17 protein-coding genes and 2 pseudogenes are annotated in these 22,858 nt (G+C 65.6%); 5 read left to right on the forward strand and 14 right to left on the reverse strand.

The window, feature by feature from the left end:
* Positions 1-259: 259 nt before the first annotated feature.
* On the forward strand, positions 260-763 hold the full coding sequence (locus tag IPP91_03475; GenBank protein MBL0141131.1) for a hypothetical protein: 504 nt from the start codon (positions 260-262) through the stop codon (positions 761-763).
* 31 nt (positions 764-794) lie between these two features.
* Here IPP91_03475 and IPP91_03480 read toward each other — a convergent pair whose 3' ends face one another.
* From IPP91_03480 to IPP91_03510, 7 genes and pseudogenes are all read right to left on the reverse strand, one after another.
* A complete protein-coding gene (locus IPP91_03480; GenBank protein MBL0141132.1) occupies positions 795-1,517 on the reverse strand; it encodes a hypothetical protein in 723 nt (240 codons plus the stop codon).
* Complete coding sequence (locus IPP91_03485; protein MBL0141133.1) at positions 1,514-3,103, reverse strand: anion permease; 1,590 nt, start codon at positions 3,101-3,103, stop codon at positions 1,514-1,516. The genes IPP91_03480 and IPP91_03485 overlap by 4 nt, the downstream gene beginning before the upstream one ends.
* Positions 3,104-3,115: 12 nt before the next feature.
* Complete coding sequence (locus IPP91_03490; GenBank protein ID MBL0141134.1) at positions 3,116-3,589, reverse strand: CYTH domain-containing protein; 474 nt, start codon at positions 3,587-3,589, stop codon at positions 3,116-3,118.
* 85 nt (positions 3,590-3,674) lie between these two features.
* Positions 3,675-4,650, reverse strand: a pseudogene (locus IPP91_03495) (manganese-dependent inorganic pyrophosphatase).
* A gap of 179 nt (positions 4,651-4,829) precedes the next feature.
* Positions 4,830-5,600, reverse strand: a complete 771-nt coding sequence (locus IPP91_03500; protein MBL0141135.1) for an inorganic diphosphatase — start codon at positions 5,598-5,600, stop codon at positions 4,830-4,832.
* A 40-nt stretch (positions 5,601-5,640) separates the two neighbouring features.
* Complete coding sequence (locus IPP91_03505) at positions 5,641-7,467, reverse strand: hypothetical protein (protein MBL0141136.1); 1,827 nt, start codon at positions 7,465-7,467, stop codon at positions 5,641-5,643.
* A gap of 90 nt (positions 7,468-7,557) precedes the next feature.
* Positions 7,558-8,748, reverse strand: coding sequence for a porin (locus IPP91_03510; protein MBL0141137.1), 1,191 nt, complete (start codon positions 8,746-8,748; stop codon positions 7,558-7,560).
* 252 nt (positions 8,749-9,000) lie between these two features.
* On the opposite strand from IPP91_03510, the gene IPP91_03515 reads away from it, so the two are divergent.
* A complete protein-coding gene (locus tag IPP91_03515; protein ID MBL0141138.1) occupies positions 9,001-9,924 on the forward strand; it encodes a LysR family transcriptional regulator in 924 nt (307 codons plus the stop codon).
* A 10-nt stretch (positions 9,925-9,934) separates the two neighbouring features.
* Here IPP91_03515 and IPP91_03520 read toward each other — a convergent pair whose 3' ends face one another.
* From IPP91_03520 to clpB, 3 genes are all read right to left on the reverse strand, one after another.
* A complete protein-coding gene (locus tag IPP91_03520; GenBank protein MBL0141139.1) occupies positions 9,935-12,133 on the reverse strand; it encodes a cyclic nucleotide-binding domain-containing protein in 2,199 nt (732 codons plus the stop codon).
* Between the two features lie 105 nt (positions 12,134-12,238).
* A complete protein-coding gene (locus IPP91_03525; protein MBL0141140.1) occupies positions 12,239-12,877 on the reverse strand; it encodes a hypothetical protein in 639 nt (212 codons plus the stop codon).
* A 199-nt stretch (positions 12,878-13,076) separates the two neighbouring features.
* Entirely contained in the window at positions 13,077-15,677 is a 2,601-nt protein-coding gene (gene clpB, locus IPP91_03530) for an ATP-dependent chaperone ClpB (GenBank protein ID MBL0141141.1), read from the reverse strand.
* Positions 15,678-15,786: 109 nt separating this feature from the next.
* Here clpB and IPP91_03535 point away from each other — a divergent pair, with 109 nt between their 5' ends.
* Both IPP91_03535 and IPP91_03540 read left to right on the forward strand, forming a co-directional pair.
* Positions 15,787-16,647: a carboxylating nicotinate-nucleotide diphosphorylase gene (locus tag IPP91_03535; protein ID MBL0141142.1), complete on the forward strand. Its 861-nt coding sequence runs from the start codon at positions 15,787-15,789 to the stop codon at positions 16,645-16,647.
* Positions 16,647-17,345, forward strand: a complete 699-nt coding sequence (locus IPP91_03540; protein ID MBL0141143.1) for a VacJ family lipoprotein — start codon at positions 16,647-16,649, stop codon at positions 17,343-17,345. The genes IPP91_03535 and IPP91_03540 overlap by 1 nt, the downstream gene beginning before the upstream one ends.
* A 304-nt stretch (positions 17,346-17,649) precedes the next feature.
* Here IPP91_03540 and IPP91_03545 read toward each other — a convergent pair whose 3' ends face one another.
* The 4 genes and pseudogenes from IPP91_03545 to alaC form a co-directional block, all read right to left on the reverse strand.
* Positions 17,650-19,071, reverse strand: a complete 1,422-nt coding sequence (locus IPP91_03545; protein ID MBL0141144.1) for a threonine synthase — start codon at positions 19,069-19,071, stop codon at positions 17,650-17,652.
* 77 nt (positions 19,072-19,148) lie between these two features.
* Complete coding sequence (locus IPP91_03550) at positions 19,149-20,459, reverse strand: homoserine dehydrogenase (protein ID MBL0141145.1); 1,311 nt, start codon at positions 20,457-20,459, stop codon at positions 19,149-19,151.
* The gene (locus tag IPP91_03555) at positions 20,456-20,896 is read right to left on the reverse strand and encodes a GNAT family N-acetyltransferase (protein MBL0141146.1); all 441 of its coding nucleotides are present in this window, start codon (positions 20,894-20,896) and stop codon (positions 20,456-20,458) included. Before IPP91_03555 ends, IPP91_03550 begins: the two co-directional genes overlap by 4 nt.
* Positions 20,893-22,081, reverse strand: a pseudogene (gene alaC, locus IPP91_03560) (alanine transaminase). The gene IPP91_03555 and the pseudogene alaC overlap by 4 nt, the downstream one beginning before the upstream one ends.
* A gap of 278 nt (positions 22,082-22,359) precedes the next feature.
* On the opposite strand from alaC, the gene IPP91_03565 reads away from it, so the two are divergent.
* Entirely contained in the window at positions 22,360-22,845 is a 486-nt protein-coding gene (locus tag IPP91_03565) for a 4Fe-4S dicluster domain-containing protein (GenBank protein MBL0141147.1), read from the forward strand.
* Positions 22,846-22,858: the final 13 nt, after the last annotated feature.

Consider the following 22,858-nt stretch of genomic DNA (forward strand, 5'->3'; position numbering starts at 1 on the left):
CTTTTCCTTCGGTGTCTTCAGCGGTTCCTTTTTCACCATCTTCTTCGTGTCCTTGTCCTTGCTCTTGGCCATCTTCCTGCCCTCCACCGGTGAGTAACGCTGCAACTATATCGCGGATGCCGGCGCCTTTCGACTTGTAACAATTTGTCGCCCGTTCAACCGATACCGCCCAGGCGCGTTAAGGGATTCAGGCGCTGCGAAGGGCGCCTCCCGGGAAACGCCCCGGTCCGACCGTCAAGATCAAGTCAAGGAGACGACGATGCTGAAGAAAACCCTGGTGATCGCCGCCATGGCTACTGCCACCGCCCTCGCGCCCATGCAAGCTGCTGCCGGCGATCCCGGCTTGGGCGCCCTGTTCGGAGGAGCGATCGGCGCGGCGATCGGGCACAACGTGAACGGGCGCAATGGCGCCGTCGTGGGCGGCATGCTCGGCGCGGTGACCGGTGCGGCACTCGCGGCAAATTCAGGTGGCTATTACGATCCGGGTTACTACGCGCCGCCCGCGACCTACTACGCACCTGCGCCCGTGGCGTACGCGCCGCCCGCGACCTACTACGCACCCGCGCCCGTGGTTTACGCGCCGCGCCCCTACTACGCGCCGGCACCCGTGTATTACGCGCCATCCCCGGTCGTGGTCCGGCCGCGCCCCGTCGTCGCGTACAACCCTGTTGCGCATCGGCCGGTGCACAGGGCCGTCATCGCGGAATCGAGACACGATTGGCGCCAGGACAGGCGCAACGACTGGCCCGGCGTGCGCCATTGAGGTGAAGTGCGCCGATGACCCGGGTTGCTCCTCAACCGCCGCCGGTCTTCACGAGGTCCCGGAAACCGACGAGATAGCCGGCCGCGAGAACCAGACCGACCAGCAGCCAGCCGAGTGAGCGCCGATCCCCGACGACCTCGAGTTCCATCGAGGTTCGATCCCCCTGCTTGATGCCGGCGAGCTGCAGTAGCGCGCCCTGCCGGCCGTCGTAGCGATCGAGCTCCACACGCGGGGTGAATTCCTTGCGCCTGGCCTTCGGAAGCTGCTCGCGGATCTTCTGCACCATGGTTTCTTCCGGCAACCGGACCTGCATGGTGTACCGCGAAATCGGCGCCGGTTGCGTGTTCACGAAGCTATGCCTCAGCAGCCGGGACCCCTTCGGAAGGGCCGACTTCTGCCCCGCTTCGGGCTTGGGCACGAACAGTACGCCCGGAACCCGGAAGCTGAAACCGATGTTGACCGCGGCCGAGACGCCGTCCGGCAGTTCGATCTCGACGGACGACTGCTCCTTGGTCGTGAGGGGCTTGAGCACCACGCCTGCCGGGACATCAAGGGGCTTGAATTCCTCGATGGCCCCGAAACCCACCGGCAACTTGAACCGGCCCGCCTGGGCGCCGTCCACCTGCAGGTCCACGACCGCTTGCGCCGCTCCATCCAGCGCCACCTCGAGTCGCGTGTCATAAGCCTTGATCTCGACCGCTCCGACTCCGGCACAGGCGAATCCGAGAACGAGGAACAGCAGGGTCCGTTTCATGGCGCCACCGCCCAGAAGTCGGGCGTGAGCCCGATCCACGGGAACCACGTGAGCGCGAACAGCACCAGCAGCGCGACGCCCACGGTGCAGGTGACGATGCCGTACTTGAAGTTGTCGCCGACCGAGTACTGGTTCGTGGAGAACAGGATCACATTGGGCTTGCCGCTGATGGGCAGGCCGACGACCCAATCGATGCACAACGCCGCCGGCAGGGCGAGGGAGATGGGATTCCAACCCAGCGCCTTGGCGAGCGTGATGATGATGGGCAGCATGATGAGTGTGCGGACCGTCTTGGACGTGGTGAGCAGGTGGCTGTACATCATCACCGCGATGATCACCGTGTAGGCGACGCCGAACGGCACCCCCTTGAGGTTCATGCTGCCGAAGAGCGCCTTCACGCCCCAGGCGGCAGCGCCCGTGTCGTCGAGGGCGAGGCCCCCGGCATAGGCGCCTGCGCTGAAGATGAGCAGGTGCCAGGGAATGTCGGCCTCCGACCACTGCAGCACGCCGTAGCGCGGGAACAAGGCGATGACCGCGCCGAGCAGCGCCGCGAAGGGCGCGCTGATCTCCACGCCGAACCAGTCCATGTGGAAGATGTCGGTCATCCACAACGCCAGCACCAGGGAGAAAATGGCGATCGCCTTCTTTTCCTCGCGATGGAGCGGCCCCAGCTCCTCGTACTGCACCTGCACGATCCCGAGCCCGCCCTCGAGCTGCGGCACCTGCTCTGCCTTGGGAATCCGGAACAGGATCTTCTGGCCTACGATCCACATGATCAGCATCGTCGTGACGGCGAGCGGCGTCCCGACCTTCACCCAATCCATGTAGTAGACGCGCTGGTCCGCCATCGTCTGGATGAGTCCCACCGCGATGAGGTTGGCCGCGGACCCCGTCATGGTCATCGACGAGAGCACCGAGATGCAGCACAGGTTCAGGAGCAGCAGGTTGCGGCCGAAGTTGTTGTTCGTGTCCTCCGTGGCGCCATAGATGGCCGCGACCACGATGATGAGCGGCAGCGTCATCACCGTACGGGCTGCCGTGGCGGGGATCAGCGGCGCGAGGATCATGTGCAGGATAAGGAAGGCGAGCAGCGCCCACGACGCCTTCTTCCCGAACCTGAGGATGAGCCAGAAGGCCATGCGCTTGGCGAGGCGCACCTTGACCAGCATCGAACTGAGGATGAAGGCAAGGAGGTTCAGCCAGATCACGTCCATGCCCAGCACGTACATGATCGTCTTGTCGGTGGCCACCCGCGTCACGAGCAGCAGGAACATGAGGACGAGCGAGGTGACGTAGGTGGGGAAAGGCTCGGTCACCCACCACACAAGCGCGAGCATGAAGCACGCTGCGCCGGCTTGCGCCCCCGCGCTCAGCCCCGCCCCGGCCGGCAGGTACAGGATCAGCAGGAAGAGCGCGATGCCCCCCGGGAATCCGAGGTAGCGCATCCACCGCTCGGTCGGGCTCTGCGCAGGCCGCGCTTTGGAGGACAGGGCCATCTTGTCCATCCCCAGAAGCTCCATGAGCTTCTGGTTCTGGGCGTGGACCGCAGTCAGTGCGGGATCGGAGGCGGGGGCGTTCGCGGACATCATTCTGGCAGGTCAGGCCTTGGGCCAGTTCCTGTAGGGGTTCTTCAGCAGGTTCGAGTTGAAGTAACGCGAGTCGCTCGACACTTCCCTGACCGCCCAGTCCGGGACGGGAAACTTCTCGTCCTCCGACCCGAGTTCGATCTCGGCGACCACCAGGCCTTCGTTGTCGCCGTGGAAGACGTCGATCTCCCAGGTCTTGCCGCCGTGCACTTCCTTGTGGCGATGCTTGTCGATCAACGGCTTCTCGCACAGGTTGTCCAGGAGGACCGCGGCGTCCTCGACGGGTATGGCGTACTCGAACTCCGAGCGCGTCACGCCGACGCTCACGCCCTTGATGGTGAGTTTAGCCTGCGTGCCTTCGATGCGCACGCGCACCACGCGCTCCTTCTGCGCATTGAGATAGCCTTGCTTGAAGTGAATGCCGGCGTCCTGCGGCGTCCACTTCGAAAGATCCACGAGATACTTGCGTTCGATTTCCTTGCCCATGCGGTTCTCCTTCCAAGGTGAGGTTTCCGTCGCGGCGTTTGCGCCCGCCGGGGGGGGGGCGGCGGACCCGAGCTACCTGCAAGCCTTCGAGACCCGGAATCACCTGCTTCTTCCGGCTTACGACACCCGGGAGCCACTTCGAACTTTCAAGCCCCTTCAATCCAAACGCAGACTCGACAACGGTGATGTCGTCCGAGACGACCAGAAGGTCCGTTCCTTCTTTCAGTATGTCGGTCAGCATCAGGAGGACGGTGTGGTAGCCCTGGCCCTTCAGCTCCACCATTGCCTTGAGGAACTCGTCCTTCATGGGCGTGACGATTGAAAGGTCCATCAACTCCAGCTGCGCCACGCCGACCTTGCGGCCATTCATGTTGAAAGTCTTGAAATCCTGCATCAGGAGCTTCGTCGCCGGCAGGCCCTTGATCGCGGACTTGACCTCGAACTGCTTCAGTCCGAAGGCCCGGATATCCTCGACACCCGCGATTTCGGCCAGCTTGGCAGCAGCATCGCGGTCCTCCTGCGTGGTCGTGGGAGACTTGAACAACATCGTGTCCGAAATGATGGCGCCGAGCATGCCACCCGCAATGGGCTTGGGAATGGCCACACCGGCGGCGGCGTACATCCGGGTAGCGATGGTTGCGGCGCATCCGACCGGGAACACATAGGCCTCGATGGGCTTTTCGGTAGACAGGCCACCGAGCTTGTGATGGTCGACCAAGCCCCACCACCTCGGCCTTGCGGATGTCATCGGGCGCCTGCGGATAGTCCGAGTGATCGACCAGATACACCTTGCGTCCGGCCACGCTCGTCTGCACGGGAGGCGCGGCCAGCTGGAAGTAGTCCAGCACATACCTGGTCTCCAGGTTCGGCACTCCCTGGGCGATCGGAATCGCCGGGATCCCCTGCTGCGATTTCAGGTGAGCCACGGCAATGACTGTCGCAATGGAATCTGTGTCCGGATTCTTGTGTCCGACCACCAGGACCGGCTCGGCCGCCGCGACAACAACGCCCCAGGCGAGGGACAGTGCGGCTGCAAGCAGCCATGAAGTGAATCGTTTCATGAGACATTTCTCCTGTCAGAAGACGAGTTCGGAAATGCGAAGGCACCGAATTCGGGCGTGTGAACAATCCTTCGGGCGCCTTGCGGGCGTTCCGTGCGCGCGCCAGTTCGGCCTCGGGCGCGCGCACGGTAACCACCCCCCCCCGGTTGGGAGTGCCCGGGGGACCTTCCAATCGGGCCCTATTCGCCGATGTTCTTGGCGAGCGGCGAGCGGTACAGGTACGGGTTGCCCTTCGGGTCCAGCGGCCGCTTGTCCGCCTCGGTGACGACGGTCATCTCGTAGTCGAGGATGGCGTCGCCGATCAGCTTGATGGCGGCGGCGCGATCCTTGAACCCGGACGAGGAGAGCATCAGTTTGCCGTCCTTGCCGTAGCCCTTGTAGGAAGTGAACCAGGTCTGCAGGATGGTCGCCACGCCCGGAAACTTCGTTTCGAGGTCGGCGATGCTCTTCACCTTCGCAAAGGCAGAGTTCTCCATCACGATGATGGCCTTGTCGTCCACCTCGCCCGTGTCGATGAGGCTCAGCACGCCGATTGCGCGCCCGCGCACCACGGAACCGCGCGGCACCGCCTGTCCCAGCACGAGCACGTCGACGCTGTCGCCGTCGCCGCCCTTGGACTTCAGCATGACGGACCGCGGAATGGCGCCGTAGTTGACGGGATAGCCCAGGTACTGCACGTAGCGCGGGGCGCCGTTCTTCTGCTCGAGCTCGAGCATGCCCGTCTGGCTGTTCGTCTCGTACTTGGCCGTGGTGCCGGCGGGGATCTCGATCACCACGTTGTAGGTGCCGTCGCGGTTGATCGGGTCATAGCCGGTCAGGTAGTTCTTCTCCCCGCGGAGCACCGAGACCTGGTCGGTGGCGATGCCCTGGGCAGCGGCCGGCGCGGGCGCCAGGGTCCAGCCCAGCGCGAGGGCGAGGCAGGCCTGGAGTGCGATTCGTTTCGTGTTCATGGTCGGATTCCTCGATTCTTCGTGGCAGTGGTCGGCGTGCTCAGGACGGATCGTCGTTCTGCGCGGCCTTCGCCTTCTTGACCTTGGCGGGCTTCGCCGGCGCGGTGGCCGCCGATGCGGCCGGCGCCGCGGAAGCAGCGGCGGAGGCCGGGGCCGCGATCTTCGGCATTTCCTCCGGCTTGAAGGTGGTCACCCCGCCTTCCATCACGACGAGGTGCGGGCGCGACTTCTTCGCCGGGTCGTCGTACTGGACCTTCGGGCTCTGCATCAAGGCGGTCCGCATTTCCTGGGAGGAATACTCGATCAGGAAGAACACCTGGCCCCAGGGCGTCTTGCCCGGATCCACCACCTCTCGAATGAGCGTGGCGGCATTGACCAGTTGCTCCGGCGAGCGGTCGAAGTTGTGCTTGCTGTAGCGCCCCGACTTGTTGTTGATGACCCAGGTGTCGGTATCCTTGTCGTAGTTGATCTCGCCGCTGATCCGCCCGGGCATGCCGGCGAGGATCGAGACGTGACCGAAGTTCTCACGCGTGCCGGGCTTGCGCTTGGACTGATCCTCGGGGCGGAAGAAACCCTTCGGGTATGTGCGTCCGTACGGGTGGGCGGCCTCCGGAGTGATCGACACGTTCCCGCCGACGTCGATGACCCAGTTGTAGGGCGCTTCCTTGACCACCAGGACCGCCGGGAAGTCCTTCGACCCGACCTGGAGGTAGGGGGTCAGCATGACCTTGCCCGTCTTGTCCGCCTCGTAGTGCTTGATGTAGGCGGGCGGCGAGGCGACACCGTACTTCGCGTCGAGCGGGTCGACGGGTGGCGTGGGCGAGGTGATGAAGGTGACGGGCGCCTTCGGACCGGCGGCTTTCGCCGGGGCCGCGGCCGGGGCGGCTGCGGCGGCCATGGTGACCGGCCGGTTCATCAACAGGCGGACCTTGGATCCGCCCCACTTGCCGCTGTCGGGTGCGATGAGCGCGGCGAGCTCGCCCTTGACGACCTTCTCCATGAACCGCTCGCCGGAGGCGTGCGTTTCGGCGGAGGTGTAGAAGTCGAGGTCGCTGTAGCCGAACGAGAAGTCGTACACGAAGGGGGTGCCGCCTTCAGTGCGGCTCCAGGCCTCCATGGAAATGCCGCAGGGCGCCGTGCCCGCGATCACCACGGCCCCCGGGCGGATCCGGTAGGTGTAGGCCTTGGTGGAGACGAGCGCCGTGTCGGCCGGCAGGCCGAGCTCGAGCAGTTCCGGCACGTACTTGCCGAAGTCGCCCAGCGTGAACTTGCCCACGGAGGCGAGCGGGACGCTGAAGCTCGATCCCTTCTCGACGTAGCCGCGCAGCGTTCCGTCGGGGCCGTAGCCGACGTTTTCCTCTGCCTCGGTCTTGACCTTCTCGACGCCGATGACGGCGAGTGGTGCCGCGAGAGAGCGCTCCGCGTTCTCGAAGACGCTCTTCACCGTGACGGTGGCCTTATCGCCCGGCTTGCCGTCCTTGTAGCGCATCGTGATGCGGATCAGGTAGCCCTTGCCCCACAGGGCCTGGTCCTTCGTGTCGAAGTACTCCTTGGTCGCCAGCTCGATGGCGAGAGGGTTCTTTTCCTTCTCCTTGATCGTGAAGCCCTGTTTCGCCGCCGCGGCCTTGACCTTGCCCCAGAGATCCTTGTAGGTGGCGCTCACGTCGGGGTTCAGGCGGGAGGCCTCGAAAAGGACCTTGTATTCGCGGCCCTCCACGTCGGCCAGCTTCGGCGAGGGGTACTTCTCGATGGTCGTCGCGTAGAGCGCCTTGGGCGACTCCTTCGCGAGGATCGGGGTCGCCGGTGCCGCGAGCAGTGCAGCGGCAATCATCCCGGTCAGGATCCGGGCCAGCAGTTTCTTGTCCATGGTTCTTTCTCCAGTATTGCGGCGTCCTCGTCGATCGGCCCGGCCCGGGCATCGCTTGCATCACCGGGCCGGACCGTCGTGTCGGTCGCCTCAGAAGTTGTAGCGGATCGCGATCGCGAAGACGCTCGGGTCGAGACCGGCCGCCGGCGAGTAGGTGTTCTCGCCTGCCGCGAACCGGCCGCGGGCGAGGGCGTCGTTCGTGATCTTGGAGTAGTACGCGTAGAGCGCGGTGTGCTTGTCGAGCAGGTAGTCGGCCTCGAGAGCGACCATCTTGATGCCGTCGTTGGCTCCGTTCGCGGTCTCGCTCGAGGCCGCATAGGATGCCTTCAGGACGATTTTCGGAGCCACCTTGTAGGTTCCGGCCAGGCTCCAGTTGTCGGTCGACTTGCCCACGTCGTTGTCGAGACGGCTCCACAGGAAGCCGAGGGTCGCATCGCCCAACTTCCCGCCGGCCGAGAACTTGTAGCCCCACAGGTCCTTGCCCATGCCGTTGAAGTTGTTCGTGTTCTGGTAGGCGAACCCGGCCTCCCACGCGCCGTTGTCCCAATCGACCGAGCCGGCCCAGGACGGCTTCTTCACCGTGCCGGGTGCGCCATTGACCTCATCGGTCTGGTAGGCGAGACGCGCCTGGGTGTTGGCCCACACGGGCGTGCCGTATTGGATGACATTGGTGTAGCGGGTGTGGAAGTTGGCCCAGGTCGAGCCGGAGGCGACCGCCGTGCCCTTGCCGTGAACGATGACTTCCATCTGCTCGCCGCTGCCCCACATCGGGGAGCCGTAGCCTTCCAGGTCCTTGAAGGGGGAATCGATCTTGCCGACCCGGGTGGTGCCGAACGTGCCGCTCCTGATGCCCGCATAAGTCTCGCGGCTGCCCCACGTGCCACTGTTGGCGTTGTCGTCCGGGGCAACGCCGGTCTCGATCTGCATGACGCCCGTAAGGTCTTCGGTGAGGATTCGCGTTCCCTTGAAGCCGATTCGCGACGAATAGCTGTTGAGGACCTTGCGGGAGATGGCGCCGTCGTAGTTGGATTCATACCCGAGGTCGAACCGGCCGTAGATCGTGGCGCCCGTGCGCGCACTGGTGGCCGGCGCCTCGCCCGTGGGCACGGCGGCGAACCACTTCCTCCACGTCGCGACTTCATTCTGCGTCAGCGGCGCGCCGGTGGCCGCGGGCGCGGGCGCCTTCTGCTCGGCCTGCACCTTCTGCACCTGCGCCTTCAGCGCGTCGATCTCCTTCTGCAGGGCTTCGATCTTGTTCAGGACGTCGGCCTCGGATGCCAAGGCCGGCGCCGACACGAACGCCCCACCCAATGCTGCACAAACCATCGTTGCCAGGACACGTGCACGAAATTGCCGAGGCTTACCCATTCTCATCTCCCAATCGAAAATTTCACGGTTTACCCATTTGCTGGTCAAATTCTGGGATTGCCCCGGCAGAGCGTCCAATCAATCATGGGGATCGCCCATATAATGTTTTACCTATATGGACCCGCAACACCCGAAAGCGCGTAGCGCTTCCCCGAGGCCGAACGCATGCTGACGCTCTCCCAACTGAAGACCTTCCAGACCGTGGCCCGCCTGAACAGCTTTTCCCGGGCCGCGCAGGAACTGCACCTCACGCAGCCTGCCGTCAGCGCCCAAGTGGTCGCGCTCGAGACGGCGCTCAAGGTCAAGGTGTTCGATCGGGTCGGCAAGAAGATCAGCCTGGCGGCACCCGGACACGCCGTGCTCAAGGCGGCCGGGGAGATCCTCGAGCGCGTGGCCGAGCTGCAGCGGGAATTGCGCGACCTGGGCGAGCTGAAGGCCGGAAGCCTTTGCATCGGCGCGAGCCAGATCGTCGGCGGATACCTGCTGCCCGAGCTGCTGGCCGGATTCCGGCAGAAATATCCGGAAGTCGACCTGTCTGTTCGCGTCGAATCCGCGCGGCAGATCGTGGACCTGCTCGTGCGCAACGAGCTGGACGTCGCCATCATCGGCGAGGGCACGCCGATCCACGACGAGCGCATCGCCGTCAAGCCGATCATGCGCGACGAACTGATCGTCATCGTGCCGAGCAATCACGCCTTCGCCCAGATGAAGAGCCTGCGGCCCGAAAGCCTCGCGCAGATGCCCTTCATGCTTCCGCGCAAGGACTCCGCAAGTTCGGCTAGCATTTTCGAGCAGCTCGCCGCCAAGGGCCTCGCGCTCAACTCGGTCCTGGAACTCGGGAACGTCGGCGCGGTGAAGCGGGCCGTGGAAGCCGGCCTGGGGATCGCCATCGTGTCGCGATGCACCGTCCTTCACGAGCTGGAGGATGGACGCCTCAAGTCCGTGCCCGTAAAGGGCCTCAAGCTGGAGCGGCAGATCTCGCTGTGCTGGCATCACAGCAGGCCCTTCTCGAAGCCCACGACAGCGTTCGTCCAGTACATCACGATCCGGATGAACGCCGCGGGCGCCGCGCCACCCGCAGCGCATTGAGCGCCCGACTTCAGTATTCCTGGAGCGCGGTCAGCTTCATCTCGGTGCGCCTGAGGCGCATGGCCAGCGTGCGCGCCATGGCGGACGCCAGGTTGAAGGCCAGCTTCTTGTGCAGGCTGGCGATTTCGTTGAAGTTCTCCCGGGTCAGCACGTAGACCTGCGTCGGTGTGACGGCAACGGCATCGTTGGGCCGCGGCTCGTTGTCGAGGAAGGCCAGCCCGCCGAAGAAATCGCCGCGCCCGAAGCCGGCCACCTGCTTCGCCCCCTTTTCCCCGAACGACGCCACGAGGCGCACCGCGCCGCTGCGAACCCAGTAGAGTTCGTCGCCCGCCGATCCGCGGGAATAGATCGTCTCTCCCGCGGCATAGCTGCGCACCGACATCCGGGCCTCGAGGTCGTTGAGCGTCTCGTCCTTGTATTGCGCGAACAGTTCCATCTCCTGCAGGCGCATCGGAGGCTCAACCGGCGGCGCGATCTCGCTTTCGCCGAGGAGGCGCTTCTCGACATGGGCAATGGCGCTGTCGAGGTCGGGGAATATCCTGACCGTCCTGCTCTCCGGATCGATGAGCCCCATGTGGTCCAGCAGGTTGCCGAGGTTGCTGCCATTGGCCCCGTTCCTGCGAACACCGCTCAGCAGGAGCTTCGCGCCCCGCTCCTGGATGGCGTCCCGGATCTGGTTGAAGAGCTGGGCCGCGGTCACGTCGATGGACTGCACGCGCTTCATGTCGATGATCACGAAGCGGCGCGTGCGGATCTCGTGCTCCAGGTCGAAATAGAGCCGGTAGGTGTTGCCGAAGAAGAGCGTCCCCTGCAGTTCGAAGATGACCGCCTCGGAAGCCTTCTTGGCGAGCAGCGCCACCTCCACTTCGGGACGATGCCAGGTCGAGGACGTCTGGCCCAGTTCCATCTTGTGGCGCACGACGGCCCCGCCGCTCTGCTCGCGGACGAACAGGACCATGGCCATCCCGACGCCGACAGCCGACGCGGCCATGAGGCCGACGGTGACGGTCACGATGACGACCGATGCCACCACGATGAAATCGAGCATCGTCGCGCGCGACCGCAGGAAGCGAAGCGGCTCGCGGTCGATCATGCGAATGCCGATCACGACCAGGATTCCCGCCAGCGACGCCACCGGGATCCACGCGATCAACGAGCCCAGCATCAGTGCGGCGAGCAGCGCGAACAGGCCCTCGAGCAGCCCCGCCGTGCGCGACACGGAGCCGCTGTTCAGGGCCACCAGCGTCGGCCCTATCGTCCCGGCGCCGGTGATGCCTCCGCAGGCCGACGAGGCCACGTTGGCAACTCCCTGCGCGATCAGCTCGCGATCCGAGTCATGGCGGCTGTGCGCGAGCTTGTCCAGGACGACGCAAGTCTTGAGCGTGTCGATCGACATCAGCGCTGCCAGGGTGACGGCGCTGCCGAGCAACCCCACCACGTGCCCGAAGCTCATCTGGCCGATGGCGCGCCAGCGCCCCGCAACCGACTCCACGAAGCCGACGCCCGGAGCGCCCAGGGGACCGATGATCAGGGTGTTTGCGTCGAACACCAGCATTCGGGGATCGTGCATGGCGAGAGCGAAATACATGAGCACGCCGGCGGCGATCCCGAGAATGGTGCCGGGCACGCGAGCCGTCCATCGCGGCGCCGTCAAGGCAACGCTCGCCGTGGCGATGGCGACCGCCATGGCCCGCCAGTCCCAGAGTGCCGGTGACGCCAGCGAATGCCACCACGTGGTCCCGTCGGGCACGCCAAGCGCCTTGGGGATCTGGCTGCCGACGATGATGAGTCCGACGCCGGACAGGAAGCCGCTGACCACCGGATAGGGGATGTACTTGATGAGCTGGCCGACGCCGGCCAGCCCCAGCAGCACCTGGATCAGGCCGGCGAGGACCCCGACGATGAGCAGCAGGAGAACGATGACGCTGGGGTCATCGCCGCGCCGCACCATCTCGATGGCGAAGGCGGAAAGGACGGCGGTAGCCGGTGCGCACGGTGCGCTGATGAGGCGTTCGGTGCCCCCCAGGGAGGAGGCCACCAGTCCGATCAGGATTGCCCCGATGATGCCGGCCAGCGCTCCGTGGCCCGCAAACGATGGATCGATCGCCGAATAGACGGTGACGCCGAAGGCGATCGCCGCCGGGAGCGCGACCAGCATGCCGGCGAGCCCGCCCCAGAGATCGCCACGGGCGGGCGGAAAGGCAGACATCGCCGTTTTCCAGGGCATGTGCCGCCTCCCGATACCTCGCGCCGTCATGTCGCCCGGGCCTGTCATGCACGTCAGGCCATGGGGAGAGGAAAGGCTGCCGGGTGCTCAGCCCAGCCCGACCACGCGCTTGGCGGCGCGCAGGTAGTTGGTGTTCGGCATCCCGGAAATCCCGAGTTCGTCGACAACCTGCTTCATCCCCGCGTAGTTCTCGCTTTCGGCGCAGGCCGTTTCCAGCAAGGCGCCGTTGAACCACACCTGTGCGTACTCGCAGATGATGCCGTCGACGGTAAAGCCGTAGCGCATCTTCTCGATGGCCACGACCCGCAGTTCGGGATGCTTGCGTGCCATGGCGACGAATTCGTCGATGCCGTACGTGTCCTTGTCCAGCGCCAGTCGCACCTTGAGGTGGGAAAGGATCGTCTCCAGGTCCGCCCGGGGCACGGGGAACTTGAATTTCCCGCGCGGCTGGAAGATCTCGTAGCCTTCGGGGGTTTCGCCGACCTTGGTCTTGATGTCGAGGAGGCCATCGCGCACCTTCACGTTGGCTTCGTCGGTATTCACCGACAGGAAGTACGTTTCGGCCGGCATGCGGCGGGCCTGGAACAGCACGGTCTTGCCGTTGTACATGTGGGCACGGACCGTCTCGATGACGCCCTGGCCGAATACACGGAACTCCGCGCGCGGGACGATCTTGGCTGCCTCGTCGGCCGAGGTTGCCTGGTTCTTGGCAAATACGTCATTCATGGATGGTCTCCTTGTCGTGGACGGCCGGGGCGATTCCGGCCTTGCGGAAGGAATCAGGACCGGACGCGCTTTCCCGCGCGCGTCATCGAGCAACCCCGGGAACGGCTTGAATTCTAGGAAGGGACCGTCGGATCCGTCCAATAAATCGTGGAGATCGGCGATATAAGCTTTTACCTATATGCCGGCCGCGCAGCACGCGCTACGCGACCTTCTTGCCTTTCGCCCCCGCTTTCTCGAACACGATCCCGCCCTTGCCGGCATCCACGACGATTGTGTCCCCGGCCGCGAATCGCCCTTCGAGGATCTCCCTGGAAAGCGGATTCTCGATCGACTGCTGGATCGCCCGCTTGAGCGGCCGCGCGCCATAGACCGGGTCGAAGCCGGCCGTCGCCAGCTCCGCGAGCGCCGCGTCCGAGACCTCGAGCCCCAGCTCGAGCTTGGCAAGCCGCGCCTTGAGGAACTGCAACTGGATCTTCGCGATGCTCCTGATGTTCGCCTCGTCGAGGGCGTGGAAGACCACGATCTCGTCGATGCGGTTCACGAACTCGGGACGGAAGTTCGCCTTCACCTCGCCCATGACCGCGAGCTTCACGACCTCGTAGTCGCTGCCCGACATCTGCTGGATCATCTGGCTGCCGAGGTTGGAGGTCATCACGATCACCGTGTTCTTGAAATCCACGGTCCGGCCCTGCCCGTCGGTCATGCGCCCGTCGTCGAGAACCTGGAGAAGGACGTTGAACACGTCCGGGTGCGCCTTCTCCACTTCGTCGAAGAGGATCACCGAGTAGGGCTTGCGGCGCACCAGCTCCGTGAGGTGGCCGCCCTCCTCGTAACCCACGTATCCCGGGGGCGCGCCGATGAGGCGGGCGACGGAGTGCTTCTCCATGAACTCGCTCATGTCGATGCGGATGAGGTGGTCCTCGCTGTCGAAGAGGAAGGAAGCCAGCGCCTTGCAAAGCTCCGTCTTCCCGACACCCGTGGGCCCCAGGAAGAGGAACGAGCCGTAGGGCCGGTTCGGATCGGACAGCCCGGCGCGGGAACGGCGGATCGCGTCCGAGACCAGCCGGATCGCCTCATCCTGGCCGACAACCCTTTCGTGCAGCTTCGCCTCCATGGTGACGAGCTTGTCGCGCTCCCCCTGCATCATCTTGGACACCGGGATGCCGGTGGCGCGCGAGACCACTTCCGCGATCTCCTCGGCACCGACCTCGGTGCGAAGGAGCGTGTGCCGGGGCTCGCCCTGGCCCTTGTCGGCCTTCTTCAGCTGCGCCTCGAGGGCGGGAAGCTTGCCGTACTGCAGCTCGCTCATCCGCGCCCAGTCGCCCTTGCGGCGGGCTTCCTCCATGGCGAGCTTCAGCCTCTCGATCTCTTCCTTGATCTGCGCGGAGCCCTGCACCGCATGCTTCTCGGCGCTCCAGACCTCCTCGAGGTCGGCGTATTCCTTCTCGAGCTTGCCGATCTGCTCCTCGATCAGCGCCAGGCGCTTGCGGGAGCCCTCGTCCTTCTCCTTCTTCACCGCCTCGCGCTCGATCTTCAGCTGGATGACCCGCCGGTCGAGCTTGTCCATCACCTCGGGCTTGGAGTCGATCTCCATCTTGATGCGCGCGGCGGCCTCGTCGATCAGGTCGATCGCCTTGTCGGGCAGGAAACGGTCGGTGATGTAGCGGTGCGAGAGTTCGGCCGCGGCGACGATGGCCGGGTCGGTGATATCGACGCCGTGGTGGACCTCGTACTTCTCCTTCAGCCCACGCAGGATCGCGATCGTCGATTCCACGCTGGGCTCGTCGACGAGCACCTTCTGGAAGCGGCGCTCGAGCGCGGCATCCTTCTCGATGTACTTGCGGTATTCGTCCAGCGTCGTCGCGCCCACGCAGTGCATCTCGCCACGGGCGAGCGCGGGCTTGAGCATGTTGCCCGCGTCGATGGCGCCCTCGGCCTTGCCGGCGCCCACCATCGTGTGCAGCTCGTCGATGAAGACGATGATGCGGCCCTCGTCCTGCGCGATCTCCTTGAGGACGGCCTTCAGGCGCTCCTCGAACTCGCCGCGGTACTTGGCGCCCGCCAGCAGCGCGGCCATGTCGAGCGAGAGCACGCGCTTGCCCTTGAGCGTCTCGGGCACCTCGCCGTTCACGATGCGCTGGGCCAGGCCTTCCACGATCGCGGTCTTGCCCACGCCCGGCTCGCCGATGAGCACGGGGTTGTTCTTGGTGCGGCGCTGCAGGATCTGGATGGTGCGGCGGATCTCGTCGTCGCGGCCGATGACGGGGTCGAGCTTGCCCTGCCGCGCGCGTTCGGTGAGGTCGAGCGTGTATTTCTTGAGCGCTTCCCGGCTGCCTTCGGCCTCGGGATTCTCGACGCCCTGGCCGCCCCGCACGGCCTTGATGGCGGTGTCGATGGCGGCCGCGGTGGCGCCGTGCTGCTTCAGGATCCGCCCCGTGTCGCCCTTGTCCTGGGCCGCCACGAGCAGGAACAGCTCGGAGGCAATGTACTGGTCGCCGCGCTTCGTGGCTTCCTTGTCGGTGAGGTTGAGCAGGTTGTTGAGGTCGCGCGAGAGGGACATTTCCCCACCCTGACCTTCTACCCTGGGAAGGCGTGCGACAGCCTCCTCGAGGGCCTTGCGAAGCGGCGCCACGTTGACCCCGGCGCGTTGCAGGAGCGAGCCGGCGCCCCCGTCTTCCTGGTTTAGGAGGGCAAGGAGGAGGTGCTGCGGTTCGATGAAGCCGGAATCGTTGGCGAGGGCCGCGCTCTGGGCGTCCGCAAGAGCCTGCTGGAATTTGGTGGTCAGCTTGTCGATGCGCATCGGTGGTATCCTTTTTCCAACGGATTTCCTCGGGAATTCTCCCAGAAATCTCCGGTTCACCCCTCAAAATGGGGGAAACCCGGCCTCTTTCAAGCCTTTTCCCGCCCCAATGCCCGATTCCCTCCACGCCCTCGAAGAATCCATCACCACCGACGTCCGCCGTGCCCTCGCCGAGGATGTCGGCACCGGCGACCTCACGGCCGCCCTCCTGCCCGAGGGCAAGGTCGTGCACGCCCGCCTCATGACCCGCCAGGACGCCGTCCTGTGCGGCACGGAGTGGTTCAACCGCACCGTCGAGCTGCTCGATCCGGAGGCGGAGGTATTCTGGCATCACGAGGATGGCGACGACGTGGTGGCCGGCTCTTCCCTTTGCGAGCTGGAAGGGGATGCCCGCGCGATCCTCACCGCCGAGCGCACCGCCCTCAACTTCGTGCAGCTCCTCTCGGCCGTGGCCACGCGCACCCGCGTGTTCGTGAAGCGGGTGGAGGGCACGCGCGCGAAGATCCTGGACACCCGCAAGACCCTGCCCGGCCTTCGCGTCGCGCAGAAGTACGCGGTGAAAGTGGGCGGCGGCGCCAACCATCGCATCGGGCTCTACGACGGCATCCTTCTCAAGGAAAACCACATCGCGGCCGCCGGCGGCGTGACGGCCGCCGTGCACGCGGCCCTGCGCGTGGCCACCCCGGGAACCCTGGTGCAGGTGGAGGTGGAGACCATCGCCCAGCTTCGCGAGGCGCTGGAGGCCGGCGCGAAGCTCATCCTGCTGGACAACTTCACGCTTCCCCGCCTGCGCGAGGCGGTGGACATCGCGGGCGACCGGGCGGAACTGGAAGCCTCCGGCGGCGTCGATTTCGCCACCGTGCGCGAGATCGCGGAAACAGGCGTGCATCGCATCTCCGTGGGTTCGCTCACGAAGGACGTGAAGGCGGCGGACCTGTCGCTGCGCATCCTGCACCACGGAGCCGCGTGATGAGAGGGCTCCTCCTTCTGGCCGTGCTGGCCATCGCGTCGGGCTGCGCCACCGTCTCGGGCCCGCCCAACCCCAAGGACCCCTGGGAGGGCTACAACCGCAGCATGCACGCCGTCAACGAGACGGTCGATCATGCCGTGCTGAAGCCCGTTGCGATCGCCTACGAGGCCGCCGTGCCCGGGTTCGCGCGCACCGCCGTCGCCAACTTCTTCGGCAACATCAACGACGTGGCCACGGGCCTCAACAACCTGCTGCAGGGCAAGGTCGAGGAGGCCGTGGCGGACATGGGCCGCGTGCTCATCAACACCTCGTTCGGGATGGGGGGCCTCTTCGACATCGCCAGTGCGGGAGGCATCGAAAAGCACAACGAGGATTTCGGCCAGACGCTGGGCTGGTGGGGTGTGCCTTCGGGGCCCTACTTCATCATCCCCTTCCTCGGCCCCTCGACGCTTCGCGACGCGCCGGCCCGCTACGTCGACCCGACGTTCTACAACCGCTGGATCGATCCCCAGGGCCTGCGCTACGGGCTTACCGGCCTCGATGTCGTGCAGGTGCGCGCGGCGCTGCTCAAGGCCGAAAAGGTGCTGGACGAGGCCGCGCTCGACAAGTACTCGTTCACGCGCGATGCCTGGCTGCAGCGGCGCCGCCACCAGGTGTACGACGGGCGTCCGCCGAAGGACCCGGACGAGGACGAATGACGCTGGGCACCAGGCTCCCTGCGAATCCTGAAGGTCCGACGTCGCCCACCCTCCCTGCGAATCCTGAAGGTCCGACGTCGCCTCACTCGGAAAGAGGGAAAAAAGTTGGTCGGGGTTTTTTTTGGCTTTCGGCCAGATGACGGTGCGGCCAGAGTCGCTGTCCCGCACATTTCGACAGGATTTCGAGTATCGATGCCCGACGCCCCTTGACCTGGCCGAAAACCAAAAAACAACCCCGGCCAACTTTGTTTCCCTCGCTGGCAGCTCGAGCGCCTGACCCACCAGAACCCGCAACTCCAGAGATTCAGCCGGCAGCCTCGGTCCGCGCGGCGATGTAGGCCTTGAGCGCCTCGGCGTCGATGCCCATGACGTCGAAGCGCTGGGGAAGGTCCTCGATTCCCACGAGGCCCGCCGGCCGGGACGGGACCTCGCCAAGCGCCTCGACGATCGTGGCCTCGAACTTGGCCGGGAGAGCCGTCTCGATGCAGATCATGGGGTAGCGGCCTTCGCGGTGACGATGCGCGATACGCACGCCATCGGCGGTGTGCGGGTCGATCACGACGCCGTAGTCCTTCCTTACCCGGCGGATCGTCTCGATGCGGTCGGCGTGCAGGCTGCGGCCGGAGATGAAACCGGAATCCTCCTCGATTCTCTCCCACGCCCGGTCCGCGGACAGGTCGAAGCCGCCCTTGTCCTCGATCTGGTTCCACAGCCAGGCCACCTTCTCCCCGTCCTGGTCCACCATGTCCCAGATGAAGCGCTCGAAGTTGGAGGCCTTCGAGATGTCCATGGACGGGCTCGAGGTGGCGTGCGTCTCGGCGGTCCTGCGGGGCCGGTAGCGGCCGGTGCGGAAGAACTCGTCGAGCACGTCGTTCTCGTTGGTCGCGAGCACGAGGCGGCGGATCGGCAGGCCCATTCGCTTCGCCGCGTGGCCCGCGAAGATGTTTCCGAAGTTGCCCGAGGGCACCGCGAAGGAAACCTGCTCGTCGTTGGAGCGGGTGGCCGAGAAGTAGCCCTTGAAGTAGTACACCACCTGGGCCACGACGCGCGCCCAGTTGATGGAGTTCACCGCGCCCAGGCTGCGCTGGGCCTTGAAGTGCGCATCGGCGTTCACCGCCTTCACGAGGTCCTGGCAGTCGTCGAACACGCCCTCGATCGCGATGTTGAAAATGTTGGCGTCCGTGAGACCGTACATCTGGGCGCGCTGGAAGGGACTCATTCGTCCCTGCGGCGAAAGCATGAAGACCTTCACGCCGCGCTTGCCCTTGAGGGCGTGCTCGGCCGAGGACCCCGTGTCGCCGCTGGTGGCGCCCAGGATGTTCAGCTCCCGCCCCTGCTTCGCGAGCACGCTCTCGAAGAGGTTGCCCAGGAGCTGCATCGCGATGTCCTTGAACGCGAGCGTCGGTCCGTTGGAGCACGCCAGGAGGTGAAAGTTGCCCTCGAGGGTCTTGAGCGGCGTGATCTCGGGCGTCCCGAACACTTCCTTCGTGTAGGTGCGTTCGACCATCGCCTTCAGTTCGGCGCCCGGAAAGTCGTCGGCGAAGAAGCGCAGGATCTCGAAGGCGAGCTGCGGGTAGGTCAGGTCCCGCATGGCGGCGAGCTTCGCGCGCGTGATGCGCGGCCATTGCTCCGGAACCGCCAGGCCGCCGTCGGGGGCGAGGCCCTCGAGAAGGATCTCGGTGAAGGTCTGGTTCGCGGCGTGGCCTCGGGTGGATACGTACTTCATCGCGGGGTCGGGTTACTTGTCTGCCAAGGCGGGGAACATTTGATCGTCGGTGTACTCGCGGCGGTGTGACGCGACGCTCAAAGCAGCTCTTCCAACCGGATCCTCACCACGGGCGACGGAATCGTCGGCAGCACCTCGATGGCCCGGATGGCGGAGTTGATGTTGCGTTCGAGGGTCTTGTGGGTGAGGAACACCACATCGACCTGCTCCTCGCCCTCGCTCGCCTCCTTCTGGAAGATGGCATCGATGGAAATCGAGCGGTCCGCGCAGATGCGCGTCACGTCCGCCAGCACGCCGGGGCGGTCGAGCGCGCGCAGGCGCAGGTAGTAGGCGGTCTCCACGTCCTCCATCGGCAGGATCGGCACGTCGGAGAGCCGGTCGGGCTGGAACGCGAGGTGCGGCACGCGGTGCTCGGGGTCGGCGGTCGCCATGCGCGTCACGTCGACGAGATCGGCCACCACGGCGCTTGCCGTTGCCTCGGAACCCGCGCCGCGCCCGTAATAGAGCGTGGGACCGACGGCATCGCCCTTCACCAGGATCGCGTTCATCACGCCTTCGACGTTGGCGATGAGGCGGCGCGCCGGGATCAGCGTCGGGTGCACCCGCAGCTCGATCCCCTTCGCGGTGCGCCGCGAAATGCCCAGCAGCTTGATGCGATAGCCCAGCCCTTCGGCGTACTTGATGTCCGCTGCCGTGAGCTTGCCGATCCCCTCCGTGTAGGCCTTCGAGAACTGCATCGGGATGCCGAAGGCGATGGCCGAGAGGATCGTGAGCTTGTGGGCGGCATCGATGCCATCGATGTCGAAGGCGGGATCGGCCTCGGCGTAACCCAGGCGCTGCGCTTCCGCGAGCACGACGTCGAACGCAAGCCCCTTGTCGCGCATCTCCGTGAGGATGTAGTTGCACGTCCCGTTGATGATCCCCGCAACCCACTCGATGCGGTTGGCCGTGAGGCCCTCGCGGATCGCCTTGATGATGGGCACGCCGCCCGCCACGGCCGCCTCGAAGGCCACCATCACGCCCTTCGCGTGCGCCGCGGCGAAGATCTCGTTGCCGTGCTTGGCGAGCATCGCCTTGTTGGCGGTGACCACGTGCTTGCCATTGGCGATGGCGGCCATCACCAGGTCCAGCGCCCGCGTCTCGCCGCCGATCAGCTCCACGACAATCTCGATATCGGGATGGGACACGATCCTGGCCGGGTCGGCGACCAGCTCGATGCCTTCAAGGCCCACGGCCCGCGGCTTGGCCAGGTCGCGGGCCGTGGCCATCGCGACCACGATCTCCCGGCCCGCGCGGCGCGCGATCTCCTCGCGATTGCGGCGCAGTACCTCCACGGTGCCGCTCCCCACGGTCCCCAGGCCCAGCAGTCCCACACGCATCGGTTTCATGTGATCTTCTTGCTGAAGTGGAACGAGCCGACCACGAGGCCTTCGCGGAAATAGAACTTGTGCGCCTGCTGGCGCTGGCAGCCGGAATCGAGCGCGAACAGGTCGCAGCCGCGTTCCCGGCCGATGCGCTCCATGAAGGCGATCATGGCCCGGCCCGCGCCCTTCGAGCGGTTCGTCTCGTCGGTCACGAGGTCGTCGCAGTAGAGCTCCCGGCCGGAGTGGGTCTTCTCGATCACGCGAAAGACGGTGACCCCCACGACCTTGCCGCGAGTGACCGCCACCGCCATCTCGGCGCCGCTCGCGAACACCTCGCGCATGCGGCCCGCGTAGTCCGCGGACAGGTCCGGCCGCAGCTGCCGGTGCACGGGCTCGGCGGCGGCGAGAAGCTCCGGGTCCGTGATCCGGCCCTTCGCGTCGGTGACGGCGAGCACGTTCACGAGATACCGTCCTTCCTGAGCATCTCCTTGATGCCGCGCACCGCCTGACGGGTGCGGTTCTCGTTCTCGATGAGGGCGATGCGGATGTGGTCGTCACCGTAGTCGCCGAAGCCGATGCCCGGGGAAACCGCCACTTTTGCGTCCCTGAGCAGCTTCTTCGCGAACTCGATCGAACCCATGCCGGCGTACTTGTCCGGGATCTTCGCCCACACGTACATCGAGGCGCGGGGATTCTCGACCATCCACCCCGCCTCGTGCAGGCCCTTCACCATTGCGTCGCGGCGGCTCTGGTACTTGCGCCGGATCTCCTCCACGCACTCCTGCGGCCCCTCGAGCGCCGCGATGGCCGCCACCTGCAGGGGCGTGAAGGTGCCGTAGTCGTGGTAGCTCTTGATGCGTGCCAGCGCGTTCACCAGGTCCTTGTTGCCCACCATGAAGCCGATGCGCCAGCCGGCCATGTTGTAGCTCTTCGACATGGTGAAGAATTCCACGGCCACGTCACGCGCTCCGGGCACCTGCATGATCGAGGGCGCCTTCCAGCCATCGAAGGTGATGTCGGCGTAGGCGAGGTCGTGCACGACGAGGATGTTGTGCTGCTTGGCGAGCGCCACCACCTTCTCGAAGAAGTCCAGCTCCACGCACTGCGCGGTCGGGTTGGACGGGAAGCCGATGATGAGCATCTTGGGCTTCGGGAAAAGCTCTCCGATGGCCCGCTCCAGCTCGGCGAAGAAATCGACCCCGGGCGCCATGCGCACCGAACGGATGTCCGCGCCCGCGATGATGGCGCCGTAGATGTGGATGGGATAGCTGGGGTTGGGCACCAGCACCGTGTCGCCGCGGTCGAGCGTGGCGAGCATCAGGTGCGCCAGGCCCTCCTTGGAGCCGATGGTGACGATGGCCTCCGTTTCCGGGTCGAAGTCCACGTCCCAGCGGCGCTTGTACCACTGGCAGATGGCGCGGCGCAGGCGCGGGATGCCCTTGGAGACGGAGTAGCCGTGCGTGTCCTCGCGCTGCGCCACCTCCACCAGCTTGTCCACGATGTGCCGTGGCGTGGGGCCGTCCGGGGTTGCCCATCGACAGGTCGATGATGTCCTCGCCGGCCCGGCGGGCGGCCATCTTCAGCTCGTTGGTGATGTTGAAGACGTAGGGCGGCAGGCGCTTGATACGGGAAAATTCGGGCGACATGGGGACGTTTCCGGGGTGCGGTGAGGCGCGCGAGGCGGGTTGCTGCGCTGCAAAAAACACCAGTTTAGCGGCCCCCCGCCCTCCTGGGCAAACGCCGGCGGCGGGCGCCACGTTCTCCATTGCCATATGAAGTCGAGTGCCTATAATGGGTTCGCCATTCCCGCGGGGCTGCCGCCACGGGAAATGTCCCGGCCCCACCCAGGCTTCATGAAGGCCCGATCCGGGGCGCGCCAGGAACCACCGACCGTCCGATGTCCGCATAACTCGAGGAGGGGATCGTGCAGAAATCGCTCCACATCGACCCGGCAAAATGCACCGGGTGCCTGCAGTGCGAGATGGCCTGCTCTTACGAGAACTACCAGGTCTTCAATCCCGCCAAGTCGCGCATCAAGGTCTTCGACTTCCACCACACCGGCCGCAAGGTGCCCTACACCTGCACCCAATGTGACGAGGCCTGGTGCCTGCATGCCTGCCCGGTGGAGGCGATCAAGGTCGATGCGGCCACCGGCGCCAAGGTCGTGCTGGAGAGCGTCTGCGTGGGCTGCAAGGTCTGCACCATCGCCTGCCCCTTCGGCACCGTGAACTACGTGCAGGAGACGGGCAAGGTCCAGAAGTGCGACCTGTGCGACGGGAATCCGGCTTGCGCCGAAGCCTGCCCGACCGGCGCCATCACCTACGTCGACGCGGACTGGACGGGGCTCGAGAAGATGCGCCAGTGGGCGCACAAGCTCGACAACCAGCCTGCCGCCGGCAACGCCGACTAGAAAGGAGCCCACC

It is taken from the genome of Betaproteobacteria bacterium (assembly GCA_016720855.1).
GTDB lineage: Bacteria > Pseudomonadota > Gammaproteobacteria > Burkholderiales > Usitatibacteraceae > FEB-7.